At 65.7% G+C, this 14020-nt stretch carries 13 protein-coding genes; all 13 read left to right on the top strand.

What is annotated here, in order from left to right; genetic code table 11:
* Positions 1–205 precede the first annotated feature (205 nt).
* Entirely contained in the window at positions 206–3640 is a 3435-nt protein-coding gene (gene pyc, locus ACTZWU_RS06745; protein ID WP_444736594.1) for a pyruvate carboxylase, read from the top strand.
* A gap of 334 nt (positions 3641–3974) precedes the next feature.
* Positions 3975–4292, top strand: a complete 318-nt coding sequence (locus ACTZWU_RS06740) for an NADH-quinone oxidoreductase subunit A (protein WP_444736876.1) — start codon at positions 3975–3977, stop codon at positions 4290–4292.
* Entirely contained in the window at positions 4283–4816 is a 534-nt protein-coding gene (locus ACTZWU_RS06735) for a NuoB/complex I 20 kDa subunit family protein (RefSeq protein ID WP_219830336.1), read from the top strand. The genes ACTZWU_RS06740 and ACTZWU_RS06735 overlap by 10 nt, the downstream gene beginning before the upstream one ends.
* Before the next feature lie 2 nt (positions 4817–4818).
* The gene (locus ACTZWU_RS06730) at positions 4819–5439 is read left to right on the top strand and encodes an NADH-quinone oxidoreductase subunit C (RefSeq protein ID WP_444736593.1); all 621 of its coding nucleotides are present in this window, start codon (positions 4819–4821) and stop codon (positions 5437–5439) included.
* Positions 5436–6680 carry an NADH-quinone oxidoreductase subunit D gene (locus ACTZWU_RS06725; protein ID WP_444736592.1) on the top strand — a complete coding sequence of 415 codons (1245 nt, stop codon included), beginning with the start codon at positions 5436–5438 and terminating at the stop codon, positions 6678–6680. The genes ACTZWU_RS06730 and ACTZWU_RS06725 overlap by 4 nt, the downstream gene beginning before the upstream one ends.
* Positions 6680–7597, top strand: a complete 918-nt coding sequence (gene nuoE, locus ACTZWU_RS06720) for an NADH-quinone oxidoreductase subunit NuoE (protein WP_444736591.1) — start codon at positions 6680–6682, stop codon at positions 7595–7597. Before ACTZWU_RS06725 ends, nuoE begins: the two co-directional genes overlap by 1 nt.
* 31 nt (positions 7598–7628) lie before the next feature.
* Positions 7629–8120: a hypothetical protein gene (locus tag ACTZWU_RS06715; RefSeq protein WP_444736590.1), complete on the top strand. Its 492-nt coding sequence runs from the start codon at positions 7629–7631 to the stop codon at positions 8118–8120.
* Positions 8117–8326 (top strand): DUF5337 domain-containing protein, encoded by a 210-nt coding sequence (locus ACTZWU_RS06710; RefSeq protein ID WP_444736589.1) that lies wholly within the window; start codon positions 8117–8119, stop codon positions 8324–8326. Before ACTZWU_RS06715 ends, ACTZWU_RS06710 begins: the two co-directional genes overlap by 4 nt.
* Before the next feature lie 27 nt (positions 8327–8353).
* The gene (gene nuoF, locus ACTZWU_RS06705; protein WP_444736588.1) at positions 8354–9649 is read left to right on the top strand and encodes an NADH-quinone oxidoreductase subunit NuoF; all 1296 of its coding nucleotides are present in this window, start codon (positions 8354–8356) and stop codon (positions 9647–9649) included.
* Positions 9650–9750: 101 nt separating this feature from the next.
* Positions 9751–10146, top strand: coding sequence for a DUF5333 domain-containing protein (locus ACTZWU_RS06700; protein ID WP_444736587.1), 396 nt, complete (start codon positions 9751–9753; stop codon positions 10144–10146).
* A gap of 10 nt (positions 10147–10156) precedes the next feature.
* Positions 10157–12169 (top strand): NADH-quinone oxidoreductase subunit NuoG, encoded by a 2013-nt coding sequence (gene nuoG, locus ACTZWU_RS06695; RefSeq protein ID WP_444736586.1) that lies wholly within the window; start codon positions 10157–10159, stop codon positions 12167–12169.
* Between the two features lie 5 nt (positions 12170–12174).
* Positions 12175–12948 (top strand): hypothetical protein, encoded by a 774-nt coding sequence (locus tag ACTZWU_RS06690; RefSeq protein WP_444736585.1) that lies wholly within the window; start codon positions 12175–12177, stop codon positions 12946–12948.
* Positions 12949–12966: 18 nt separating this feature from the next.
* On the top strand, positions 12967–13998 hold the full coding sequence (gene nuoH, locus ACTZWU_RS06685) for an NADH-quinone oxidoreductase subunit NuoH (protein ID WP_444736584.1): 1032 nt from the start codon (positions 12967–12969) through the stop codon (positions 13996–13998).
* The last annotated feature ends 22 nt before the right edge of the window (positions 13999–14020 follow it).

The following is a 14020-nucleotide window of genomic DNA, read 5'->3' as shown; positions in this document are numbered from 1 at the left end:
GATAGGGACGCGCGGGCGAAAAGCAAGTTCCAAATGTGAACGGATAGTGAACGGGACTTGCGCGGCGCTGCGGCTCATGGCGCGCGGGGTGACTGCCTAGTCCTTTTGCCTGTCTTGGCGGAATCATGTCGTCACGTTAACGCGAACTCTTGCGCTGCATTGCAGCGCCGATAAGGTGCTGCGCGACAATGGAAGGGGGCCGGCCATGTTCAAGAAGATCCTGATTGCCAACCGGGGCGAGATCGCGATTCGCGTCATGCGCGCAGCGAACGAGCTGGGCAAGAAGACGGTCGCCGTCTATGCCGAAGAGGACAAGCTGGGCCTGCACCGCTTCAAGGCGGACGAGGCCTATCGCATCGGCGAGGGGCTGGGCCCGGTCGCGGCCTATCTGTCCATCCCCGAGATCATCCGCGTGGCCAAGCTGTCGGGCGCCGACGCGATCCATCCGGGCTACGGGCTTCTGTCCGAGAACCCGGATTTCGTGGATGCCTGCGCCGAGGCCGGGATCACCTTCATCGGACCGCGCGCCGACACGATGCGCGCGCTTGGCGACAAGGCCAGCGCCCGGCGCGTCGCGATCGAGGCGGGCGTGCCCGTCATCCCCGCGACCGAGGTTCTGGGCGAGGATTTCGACGCCATCAAGGCTGAGGCCGCCGAGATCGGCTATCCGCTGATGCTGAAGGCCAGCTGGGGCGGCGGCGGGCGCGGGATGCGCCCGATCAACGGTCCCGAGGAGCTGGTCGAGAAGGTCCGCGAGGGCCGGCGCGAGGCCGAAGCCGCCTTTGGCAATGGCGAGGGCTATCTGGAAAAGATGATCCTGCGCGCCCGCCATGTCGAGGTGCAGCTGCTGGGTGACACGCATGGCGGGCTGTATCACCTCTATGAACGCGACTGCACCGTGCAGCGCCGCAACCAGAAGGTCGTCGAACGCGCCCCCGCCCCCTATCTGACCGAGGCGCAGCGGGCCGAAGTCTGCGCGCTGGCGCTGAAGATCGGGCGGGCGGTCGGCTATCAGAACGCTGGCACGGTCGAGTTCCTGATGGATATGGACAGCCAGCAGTTCTACTTCATCGAGGTGAACCCCCGCGTTCAGGTCGAGCATACCGTGACCGAAGAGGTCACCGGCATCGACATCGTGCAAAGCCAGATCAAGATCGCCGAGGGCGCGACCCTGGCCGAGGCCACCGGCCATGCGCGGCAGGATGACATCACCCTGTCCGGCCACGCGCTGCAATGCCGCGTGACGACCGAGGACCCGCAGAACAACTTCATCCCCGATTATGGCCGTATCACGGCTTATCGCAGCGCCACGGGCATGGGCATCCGTCTGGATGGCGGCACGGCCTATTCCGGCGGCGTCATCACGCGCTATTACGATTCGCTGCTGGTCAAGGTCACGGCCTGGGCGCAGACGCCCGATCAGGCGATCAAGCGGATGGACCGGGCGCTGCGCGAATTCCGCATCCGCGGCGTTTCCACCAATATCGACTTTGTCATCAACCTGTTGAAACATCCGACCTTTCTGGATGACAGCTACACGACGAAGTTCATCGACACGACCGACGACCTGTTCGACTTCAAGAAGCGGCAGGACCGGGCGACCAAGATCCTGACCTATCTGGCCGATATCAGCGTGAACGGGCATCCCGAGACGGCGGGCCGTCCGCTGCCGCCCGCTCAGGCGGCCTCGCCCCAGCCGCCCGCGCCCTTGGCCGAACCCGCGCCCGGCACGCGCCAGCTGCTGGAGGAAAAGGGCGCGCAGGCCGTGGCGGACTGGATGGCCGCGCAGAAGCAGCTCTTGATCACCGACACGACGATGCGCGACGGGCACCAGTCGCTGCTGGCCACGCGGATGCGCTCGATCGACATGATCCGGGTCGCGCCCAGCTATGCCGCGAACCTGCCGCAGCTGTTCAGCGTGGAATGCTGGGGCGGCGCGACCTTCGACGTGGCTTACCGCTTCCTTCAGGAATGCCCCTGGCAGCGGCTGCGCGACATCCGCGCCAAGATGCCGAACCTGATGACGCAGATGCTGCTGCGTGCCTCGAACGGGGTGGGTTACACGAACTATCCCGACAATGTGGTGCAGTTCTTCGTGAAGCAGGCCGCCGAGACGGGCGTGGACGTGTTCCGCGTCTTCGACAGCCTGAACTGGGTCGAGAACATGCGCGTCGCGATGGATGCCGTGGTCGAAAGCGGCAAGATCTGCGAGGGCACCGTCTGCTATACCGGCAACATGCTGGACCCGAACCGGTCCAAGTATGACCTGAAATACTATGTCCGCACCGCGCAGGAGCTGAAGGCCGCGGGCGCGCATGTGCTGGGTGTCAAGGACATGGCGGGCCTCTTGAAACCCGCAGCCGCGCGCATCCTGATCAAGGCGCTCAAGGAAGAGGTCGGCCTGCCGATCCATTTCCACACCCATGACACCAGCGGCATGGGCGGGGCGACGATCCTTGCCGCGGCCGAGGCCGGGGTGGACGCCGTCGATTGCGCGATGGACGCGCTGTCGGGCAATACCAGCCAGCCCACGATGGGCAGCGTGGTCGAGGCGCTGGCCCAGACCGAGCGCGACACGGGCCTCGATATCGGCGCCATCCGTTCGATCAGCAATTACTGGGAACGCGTGCGCGAGGGTTACGCGGCCTTCGAATCGGGCCTGCAATCGCCCGCCTCCGAGGTCTATCTTCACGAGATGCCCGGCGGGCAGTTCACCAACCTCAAGGCGCAGGCGCGTTCGATGGGGCTGGAGGATCGCTGGCATGAGGTGGCGCAAGCCTATGCCGACGTGAACCGCCTGTTCGGCGACATCGTCAAGGTCACGCCCTCGTCCAAGGTGGTGGGCGACATGGCCCTGATGATGGTCGCGCAGAACCTGACCCCCGAGGACGTGGCCGATCCGGCCCGCGAGGTCAGCTTCCCCGATTCGGTCGTGGACATGATGCGCGGCAATCTGGGCCAGCCCCCCGGCGGCTGGCCCGAGGCGATCCAGCGCAAGGTGCTGAAGGGCGAGGCCCCGATCACCGACCGCCCCGGCGCGCACCTGCCGCCCGTGGACCTTGAAGCCGAGCGCGCCAAGCTGTCCCAGATGCTGGACGGCCGCGCCATCGACGACGAGGATCTGAACGGCTACCTGATGTATCCCAAGGTCTTCACCGACTACATGGCCCGCCACGAGATCTATGGCCCGGTCCGCACCCTGCCGACCCGCGCCTTCTTCTACGGGATGGAGCCGGGCCAGGAGGTCAGTGTCGAGATCGATCCCGGCAAGACGCTCGAGGTCCGGCTGCTGACCCTGGGCGACACCGACGAAAAGGGCGAGGTCAAGGTCTTCTTCGAACTGAACGGCCAGCCGCGTCAGGTCCGCGTGCCGAACCGCAAGGCGGGCGGCGGCGCGGCGGCCCGTCCCAAGGCCGATGCCACGAACCCGGCCCATGTCGGCGCGCCCATGCCGGGCGTCGTGGCCTCGGTCGCGGTGATGGCGGGGCAGGTGGTCAGCCAGGGCGACCTGATGCTGACGATCGAGGCGATGAAGATGGAGACCGGCATTCACGCCGAGCGCGAGGGCACCATCAAGGCCGTTCATGTCGCGCCGGGCCAGCAGATCGACGCCAAGGATCTTCTGGTCGAGATCGACTGACGGCGGCCTCGGGGCGCGCCGTTGCGACAACATGTCGGTCCCCTGCGACCGGGGGGCATACTGGAAGACCGGGGCCGAAGGCCCCATAATGAAGGGCATCAGCCGCGATGTGGGCGATGCCCTTCATGCATTCCGGACTGTCCGATGGCCGGGATAATGGTACATTTCGACGCGGAAACAGCTGTTCGCGCCCGTTGACCCGGATGCAAGCCGGGTCTAAACGGCACTCAGCCAACCCGTCGCGGGGAAAGCCAAGATCCCCGCGACCGACAAGGGGATCAAGCCCGTGGAAAATCTTCTGCAGGATTATCTGCCCGTCCTCGTCTTCGCGGGGATGGCTGCTGCGCTCGCGTTGATATTGCTGCTTTCGGCCATCGTGATCGCGGTCCGCAACCCGGACCCCGAGAAGGTCAGTGCCTATGAATGCGGCTTCAACGCCTTTGACGACTCGCGGATGAAGTTCGACGTGCGCTTCTACCTTGTCGCCATCCTGTTCATCATCTTCGATCTGGAAGTCGCCTTCCTGTTCCCCTGGGCCGTCAGCCTGTCGGATATCAGCGATACGGCGTTCTGGTCGATGATGGTGTTTCTGGGCGTGCTGACGATCGGCTTTGCCTATGAGTGGAAGAAAGGGGCCTTGGAATGGGCGTGATGGCTGGGGCGAATACGGCCGGTCCCGACCGCGAGGTCGCGACCGCCGCGCTGAACCGCGAATTGCAGGACAAGGGCTTCCTGCTGACCACGACCGAGGACATCATCAACTGGGCGAGGAACGGCTCGCTGCACTGGATGACGTTCGGCCTGGCCTGCTGCGCGGTCGAGATGATGCATACCTCGATGCCGCGCTACGATCTGGAACGCTTCGGCACCGCCCCGCGCGCCAGCCCGCGTCAGTCGGACCTGATGATCGTGGCGGGCACGCTGACCAACAAGATGGCCCCCGCGCTGCGCAAGGTCTATGACCAGATGCCCGAGCCGCGCTATGTCATCAGCATGGGCTCCTGCGCCAATGGCGGCGGCTATTACCATTACAGCTATTCCGTCGTGCGTGGCTGCGACCGGATCGTGCCGGTCGATATCTACGTGCCGGGCTGCCCGCCGACCGCCGAGGCGCTGCTTTACGGCATCCTGCAACTTCAGCGCCGCATCCGGCGCACCGGCACGCTGGTGAGGTAACGATGGCCGTCTATCCCGATCTCGACGCGCTGGACCAACTGGCCGAACACATCAAGCTGCGCCGCCCCGATCAGGTGATCGACGCGGGCACCGCCCATGGCGAGCTGACCGTGACGGCGACCGCCGCAGGCATCCTTGACCTGATCGAGTTCCTGCGTTCGGACACCGCTTGCCGCTTTTCCACGCTGGTGGACATCACCGCGGTCGATTACCCCGCGCGCCCGCAGCGTTTCGACGTGGTCTATCACCTGTTGTCGATGTACCAGAACCAGCGCATCCGCCTGAAGGTCGCCATCCGCGAGGACGAGATGATGCCCTCGCTGACCGGCATCTTCCCCTCTGCCAACTGGTTCGAGCGCGAGGTGTTCGACATGTTCGGCATCCTCTTCACCGGCCACCCGGACATGCGCCGCATCCTCACGGATTACGGTTTCACCGGCCATCCGCTGCGCAAGGACTTCCCGACGACCGGCTATGTCGAGGTCCGCTATGACGAGACCGAGAAACGCGTCGTCTACGAACCCGTCAAGCTGGTGCAGGAATACCGCCAATTCGATTTCCTTTCGCCTTGGGAGGGCGCGAACTACGTCCTGCCCGGCGACGAGAAGGGGGCCGCGAAATGATGGACGGCGACATCCGCAAGAACCAGTATGATGACGGCACGTCGGATTTCCAGACCGACGAGCAGCGCATCCGCAACTTCAACGTGAACTTCGGCCCCCAGCACCCTGCCGCGCATGGCGTGCTGCGTCTGGTGCTGGAGCTTGACGGCGAGGTTGTCGAACGCGCCGATCCGCATATCGGCCTGCTGCATCGCGGCACCGAAAAGCTGATGGAAAGCCGCACCTATCTGCAGAACCTGCCCTATTTCGACCGGCTGGACTATGTGTCGCCCATGAACCAGGAACATGCCTGGTGTCTGGCGATCGAGCGTCTGACCGGCACGGTCGTGCCGCGCCGCGCCAGCCTGATCCGGGTGCTGTATTCGGAAATCGGGCGCATCCTGAACCACCTGCTGGGCCTGACCACGGGCGCGCTGGACGTCGGCGCGCTGACGCCGCCGCTCTGGGGGTTCGAGGCGCGCGAGGATCTGATGATCTTCTACGAACGCGCGTCGGGTGCGCGGTTGCACGCGGCCTATTTCCGCCCCGGTGGCGTCCATCAGGACCTGCCGCCCGACCTGATCGACGATCTGGAAGCCTGGTGCGAGAAATTCCCCAAGCTGCTGGACGATCTGGACACGCTGCTGACCGAGAACCGGATCTTCAAGCAGCGTCTGGTCGGCATCGGCGTGGTCAGCGAACAGGATGCGCTGGATTGGGGCTTTTCGGGCGTGATGGTGCGCGGTTCGGGCATGGCCTGGGACCTGCGCCGCGCCCAGCCTTATGAGTGCTACAACGAGTTCGACTTCAAGATCCCTGTCGGCACGAACGGCGATTGCTATGACCGCTTCCTGTGCCGGATGCAGGAGATGCGAGAGTCGGTGTCGATCATGAAGCAGGCCATCGCCAAGCTGCGCGAACCGGCGGGGCAGGGCGACGTGCTGGCGCGCGGCAAGCTGACGCCGCCCAAACGCGGCGACATGAAGCGCGACATGGAAAGCCTGATCCATCACTTCAAGCTCTATACCGAGGGCTTCAAGGTTCCGGCGGGCGAGGTCTATGCCGCCGTCGAGGCGCCCAAGGGCGAATTCGGCGTCTATCTGGTCAGCGACGGGACGAACAAACCCTATCGCGCCAAGCTGCGGGCGCCGGGCTTCCTGCATCTGCAATCCATGGACTGGATGGCCAAGGGTCATCTGCTGGCCGACGTGCCCGCGCTGATCGCCACCCAGGATATCGTCTTCGGAGAGGTTGACCGCTGATGCTGCGCCGCCTGCACCCCGTCCAGCCGGACAGTTTCGAATTCACCCCCGCGAACCTGGAATGGGCGCGGGCGCAGATGACCAAGTATCCGGAAGGCCGCCAGCAATCGGCGATCATCCCGGTCCTGTGGCGCGCCCAGGAACAAGAGGGCTGGCTGTCGCGCCCCGCCATTGAATACTGCGCCGAGCTGCTGGGCATGGCCTATATCCGGGCGCTTGAGGTCGCGACCTTCTACTTCATGTTCCAGCTGCAACCCGTTGGAACGGTGGCCAATATCCAGATCTGCGGCACCACGACATGCATGATCTGCGGCGCCGAGGCCCTGATCGAGGTCTGCAAGCGCAAGATCGCGCCCACCCCGCATACGCTGTCGGCTTGCGGCAAGTTCAGCTGGGAAGAGGTCGAATGCCTGGGTGCCTGCGCCAATGCGCCGATGGCCCAGATCGGCAAGGATTATTATGAGGACCTGACGCCCGAAAGCCTCGAGGCGCTGATCGACCGCATGTCGGCGGGCGAGGTTCCTGTGCCGGGCTCGCAGACCGGGCGTTTCGCGTCGGAACCCGCGACGGGGCTGACCAGCCTTGCCGATGCGGCCGGGGCCGAGGCCGCGAATGCCAGCGTGTCGCTGGCCCGCGAACTGGGTGAGACGCTCAAGCGGATCGACGGGACCGAGGTGCCGATCCTGACCAAGTGGCTGGACCGCCAGCGCCCCGAAGCCGCCGCCGATGATCGTGAGGGCGAGAACACCGTCCCCGAGGCTGACCCCAAGCCGTCCGAGGGCAAGCCCGCCGACAAGACCGGGGTCATGGTGCAAGAGGCGCAGGCCTCGTCTGCCGCCCGCCCGGAATCGGCCCGCGAGCCCGAGGGGGTCCGCGATGACGAGGAAGCGGCCCAGAAGGATCAAAAGGACGGGTGATCGGGTCGAGGCCCGGTGACAGGAGAAGGCGATGAACCGCGCAACGCGCAGCACATGCCGGATGATCGGCGCCCTTGGCGGGGCGCTGGTGGTCATGTCGCTTGGGCTGTTCGGTTCGGTCGGCTGGCTGGCCGCCTTGCTTCTGGGTGCGATCCTTGGGGTGATGCTGTCCGGGCTGCTGATCTGGCTGATCTGCGAAGGCGAGACCGGCATGGACGGCGAGGCTTTCGTGCAGGCGATGCCCGCCCCGGTTCGCGCCGCGCCCGCTCCGCCGGTCGTGATTGCGCAGGTCGCGGAACGGTCGGATGACGACCTGATGCGCATCAAGGGCATCGGTCCCAAGGCGCGCGAGGGGCTGGCCGAGATGGGGATCACGCGGTTCGATCAGGTTGCGGCCTGGGATATGGGCCAGATCCGTATGGTGGCCGCGAAGCTTGGGCTTGGTGCCGGTCGTATCCGGCGAGAGGATTGGGTCGGACAGGCCCGCGCGCTGGCGGCGCAGCAGGCGGAGGGCATGCAATGACCCCCGATCAGCGTGACGCGCAGCAGATGCGACTGGTCGGTATCGTGATCGCGGTCACGATGGTGGCCTGGCTGGGCATGCAATTGCTTGGCCGTGAATTTGACTTGGCGGCGCGGTGGGCCTTTCTGGTCGATCTTGCCGCCATCGGCGCTTTTGTCTGGTCGCTGCTGGTGACCTGGCGTATCTGGCGGCGCAGAAATGCGTGACGCCCGGATGAGAGGATCGAGGAACGGATGCTGAAGGACCAGGACCGCATTTTCACCAACCTTTACGGGATGGGCGATCGCAGCCTGGCCGGCGCAAGAAAGCGCGGCCATTGGGACGGCACCGCCGAGATCATCTTGCGCGGGCGGGACAAGATCATCGACCAGATGAAGGCCTCTGGGCTGCGCGGGCGCGGCGGCGCGGGCTTCCCGACGGGTCTGAAATGGTCCTTCATGCCCAAGGAATCGGACGGTCGTCCCAGCTATCTGGTAATCAACGCCGACGAGTCCGAGCCCGCGACCTGCAAGGACCGCGAGATCATGCGCCATGATCCGCATACCCTGATCGAGGGTGCGCTGATCGCCAGCTTCGCGATGAATGCGCATGTCAGCTATATCTATCTGCGCGGCGAATACATCCGCGAGCGCGAGGCCCTGCAGGCTGCGATCGACGAATGCTATGATGCGGGCCTTCTGGGGCGCAATGCCTGCGGCTCGGGCTGGGATTTCGACCTCTACCTGCATCACGGCGCGGGCGCCTATATCTGCGGCGAGGAAACGGCCCTGCTGGAAAGCCTCGAGGGCAAGAAGGGCATGCCGCGCATGAAGCCGCCCTTCCCGGCGGGTGCGGGGCTTTACGGCTGCCCGACCACGGTGAACAACGTCGAATCAATCGCGGTGGTGCCGACGATCCTGCGGCGCGGCCCGGAATGGTTCGCCAGCTTCGGCCGCCCGAACAATGCGGGCGTCAAGCTGTTCGGCCTGACCGGCCATCTGAACGCCCCCTGCGTCATCGAGGAATCGATGTCGATCCCGCTGCGCGAGCTGATCGAAAAGCATGGCGGCGGCGTGCGCGGCGGCTGGTCGAACCTCAAGGCGGTGATCCCCGGCGGCGCCTCTTGCCCGGTGCTGACGGCCGAGCAATGCGAGAACGCCATCATGGATTACGACGGCATGCGCGAGCTGCGGTCGTCCTTCGGCACCGCCTGCATGATCGTGATGGATCAGTCCACCGACGTCATCAAGGCCGTGTGGCGCCTGTCCAAGTTCTTCAAGCATGAAAGCTGCGGGCAATGCACGCCCTGCCGCGAGGGCACCGGCTGGATGATGCGCGTGATGGAGCGTCTGGTCACCGGCGAGGCCGAGGTCGAGGAAATCGACATGCTGCTGGACGTGACCAAGCAGGTCGAAGGTCACACGATCTGCGCGCTTGGCGATGCGGCCGCCTGGCCGATCCAGGGCCTGATCCGCAATTTCCGCGGCGAGATCGAGGATCGGCTGAAGGCCAAGAAGACCGGGCGCATGGGCGCGCTGGCGGCGGAATGATCGCAAGGGCGGCATATCACGCGGCGCGCACGCGCTCGTGTCGGGCGAAAACCCGGTCCGGTGCTTATGTGGGGGCTCGAACCCACCGAAAGGACCGTGCCATGTTTCGCCCGCTGATCGCTGCCGCCCTGCTGGCCGCCACCCCCGCCGCCGCGTTGGAGCCTCTGTCCGAGAACGCCTATGTCAATGACCGCCTCGTTCAGGCGCGTGTGGCCGACATGCTGCGCCGGGGCTGCCCCACGCTGGACGCGCGCATGGTCCGCGCCTTCCGCGAGGCCCGCGCGCTCAAGCGTCATGCGCTGGATCAGGGCTATAGCGAGGCGCAGATCGACGCGTTTCTGGACGATCGGGAACAGCGCCAGCGCATCTATTCAGAGGCCGACCGCTACATGCGCGCCAATGGCGTGGTGAACGGCCAGCCCGACACGTTTTGCCGCCTCGGGCGGGACGAAATCGCACGGCAGACGATCGCGGGATCGCTGCTGAGTGCCAGGTAAGGATGGAATCATGGCAGAATTGCGGACAATCAGGATCGACGGCAACGATATCGAGGTCGATCCCAACCTGACCCTGATCCAGGCCTGCGAACAGGCCGGGATCGAGATTCCGCGTTTCTGCTATCACGAGCGTCTGTCCATTGCGGGCAATTGCCGCATGTGCCTGGTCGAGGTCGTGGGCGGCCCGCCCAAGCCCGCCGCAAGCTGCGCGATGCAGGTCAAGGACCTGCGCCCCGGCCCCGATGGCGCGCCCTCGGAGATCCGCACCAACAGCCCGATGGTCAAGAAGGCCCGCGAGGGGGTGATGGAGTTCCTGCTGATCAACCACCCGCTGGATTGCCCGATCTGCGACCAGGGCGGCGAGTGTGACCTGCAGGATCAGGCGATGGCTTACGGCGTCGATTTCAGCCGCTACCGCGAGCCCAAGCGCGCCGCCGAGGAGCTGAACCTTGGCCCGCTGGTCGAGACGCACATGACCCGCTGCATCAGCTGCACCCGCTGCGTGCGCTTCACGACCGAGGTCGCGGGCATCAGCCAGATGGGCCAGACCGGTCGCGGCGAGGATAGCGAGATCACCAGCTACCTGAACCAGACGCTGGCCTCGAACCTTCAGGGCAACATCATCGACCTTTGCCCGGTCGGTGCGCTTGTCTCGAAGCCCTATGCCTTCACCGCCCGCCCGTGGGAGCTGACCAAGACCGAGACCATCGACGTGATGGACGCGCTTGGCAGCAATATCCGCGTGGACACCAAGGGCCGTGAAGTCATGCGGATCCTGCCGCGCAACCATGACGGCGTGAACGAGGAATGGCTGTCGGACAAGTCGCGCTTTGTCTGGGACGGCCTGCGCCGTCAGCGTCTTGACCGCCCCTATATCCGTGAAAACGGCAAGCTGCGTCCGGCCTCGTGGCCCGAGGCGCTGTCGGCGGTGGCCGCCGCGATGCAGGGCCGCAAGGTCGCCGGGCTGATCGGCGATCTGGCCTCGGTCGAGGCTGCGTTCAGCCTCAAGACCCTGATCGAGGGCTTGGGCGGTTCGGTCGAATGCCGCACCGATGGCGCGAAACTGCCCGAGGGGAACCGTTCGGCCTATGTCGGCAACGCGCAGATCGCCGATCTGGACGACGCGGCCTTCGTCACGCTGATCGGCACCAATCCCCGCGACGAGGCGCCGGTGCTGAACGCCCGCATCCGCAAGGCCTGGGCGCGCGGCGCGGATATCACGCTGGTCGGCGAGCCGGTGGATCTGACCTATGACTACACCCATGCGGGCAATGACCGCGCGGCGCTGGCGAAGCTGCTGGCCGATGCCAAGCCGCAGGACAAGCCCGGCGTCGTGATCCTGGGGCAGGGCGCCCTGCGCGAAGCCGACGGCGCCGCCGTTCTGGCCCATGCGATGGCCCTTGCCGAAGCGACCGGCGCGCGCCTGCTGGTGCTGCATCTGGCCGCCTCGCGCGTGGGTGCGATGGATGTGGGTGCGGTCACGCGGGGCGGGCTGCAAGCCGCCATCGAGGGCGCGGGCGTGGTCTATAACCTGGGCGCCGACGAGGTCGAGATCGCGGCCGGTCCGACGGTCATCTATCAGGGCAGCCACGGCGACCGGGGCGCGCATCGTGCCGACATCATCCTGCCCGCCGCCTGCTATACCGAGGAAATGGGCCTCTTCGTCAACACCGAGGGCCGTCCTCAGCTGGCCATGCGCGCCAACTTCGCGCCGGGCGAGGCAAAGGAAAACTGGGCCATCCTGCGCGCGCTGTCGGCCGAACTGGGCCAGACCCTGCCCTGGGACAGCCTGGCGCAGCTGCGCCGCAAACTGGTCGAGGCCGTACCGCACCTGGCCGAGGTCGATCAGGTCGTCGAAAGCGACTGGCAGCCCGTGGCGATGGCCGATCTGGGCAGGGCGAGCTTCGTCTATCCGGTGCGCGACTTCTACCTGACCAACCCGATCGCGCGCTCGTCGCCGCTGATGGGGGAATTGTCGCGGATGGCGGCGGCGCGCAACGCGCCCGCCCTTGCGGCCGAGTGATCGTCATGGCGCGCCCTGCTCGCCAGACCTGGATGCGCGGCGCCCTGCTTCTGGGGGCGCTGTCGCTTGCGGCCTGCGCCGACAAGACCCAAGGCGGGGACGGCAGCGAACGTCCGCGCGCCAAACCCGCCGAGGTCACGGCGCTTCTGCCGGGCGGGGGTGCGGATGTCGAACGCCTCAGCCGGGCGCGGATTTCGACCAAATCGGGCGAGATCCTGATTCTCGAACCCGATGGCAGCGTGACCACCATGTCGCTGGACAGCCCCGAAGGCCGCGATGCCTTCATGGTGACGCAGGCCGATCTGGACGCGCTGAACGCGAATCTGGATCTGGACCTGTCGGCGCTGGTCGCGCCGGACATGCCGCGCCGTCAGACCGCGCAGGAACGGGCGCTTGAGGAATTCGCCGCCCGCTCCCAGCCTGCGCTTCCTGTGCTGCGCCCCGGAATCGAGATCAGTGAAGACGATTTCATCGCCGCCCGCGTGGACAATCTTAACGCCGAGGGCGGCAAAGATCTGGTCGAGGTGACCGCCAATCTGCGTGAAGGGGTGGACGCCGATATCGGCTTTGCGTATGCCACCTGCGCATTGGCTGGCTGGGCTGACAGGAACGGGATCGCCTATGGGCGCCATATCCGCACCCTGTCCGCCACCCGGAACGGCAAGCTTCTGGTCGGCTCGGCCTTCACCCTGTCGGGTGACAGACCGCTTGGGCTGCGGGTGATGGAAACGAAAGAGACCTTGCGCGAGTGCGAGGCACGCGGCATTCCCGCGGCGTAGGAACAGGGACAGGCGATCATGGCTGAATTCTGGCAATCTTCCTGGGGCATCGCGTTGATCCTGCTGGCGCAGGGTCTGGCAATCATCGCCTTCGTGATGCTGTCGCTGGTCTATATGGTCTATGGCGACCGCAAGATCTGGGCCGCCGTCCAGATGCGGCGCGGCCCGAACGTCGTCGGCCCCTGGGGGCTGCTGCAGACCTTTGCCGACGCGCTGAAATTCGTCGTCAAGGAAATCGTCGTGCCCGCGGGCGCGGACCGCTTCGTCTTCTTCCTGGCGCCGTTCCTGTCGATGACGCTGGCGCTGCTGGCCTTTGTCGCGATTCCCTTCGCGCCGGGCTGGGTCATGGCTGACCTGAACGTCGCGATCCTGTTCATCTTCGCCGTCTCCTCGCTCGAGGTTTACGGCGTGATCATGGGCGGCTGGGCCTCGAACTCGAAATACCCGTTCCTTGGCTCGCTGCGTTCGGCCGCGCAGATGATCAGCTACGAGGTCTCGCTTGGCCTCATCATCATCGGCGTGATCATCTCGGCGGGCTCGATGAACCTGACCGCCATTGTCGAGGCGCAGCGCGGCGCGGGCGTCCTGTCCTGGTTCTGGCTGGCGCATCTGCCGATGCTGGCGCTGTTCTTCATCTCGGCCCTGGCCGAGACCAACCGCCCGCCCTTCGACCTGCCCGAGGCGGAATCGGAACTGGTCGCGGGCTTCATGTCGGAATATTCCTCGACCGCCTATCTGCTGTTCATGGCGGGCGAATACATCGCGATCTGGCTGATGTGCGCGCTGATCTCGCTGCTGTTCTTCGGCGGCTGGCTGTCGCCCATCCCGGGCCTGCCGGACGGCGCGATCTGGATGTTCCTCAAGATGGTGTTCTGGTTCTTCATGTTCGCCATGGTGAAGGCCATCGTGCCGCGCTATCGCTACGACCAACTGATGCGCGTGGGCTGGAAGGTGTTCCTGCCGCTGTCGCTGGCCTGGGTGGTGCTGGTCGCCTTCCTCGCCCGCTTCGAGGTCGCCGGTGGCTTCTGGGCCCGTTGGGCCGGGATGTGATCCCGATGATGCAAGACGCCAG

Source organism: Paracoccus sp. NSM (assembly GCF_052379855.1).
Lineage (GTDB): Bacteria > Pseudomonadota > Alphaproteobacteria > Rhodobacterales > Rhodobacteraceae > Paracoccus.
Note: the sequence above shows the minus strand (reverse complement) of the source record. Positions and strands in the feature narration are given on the sequence as shown.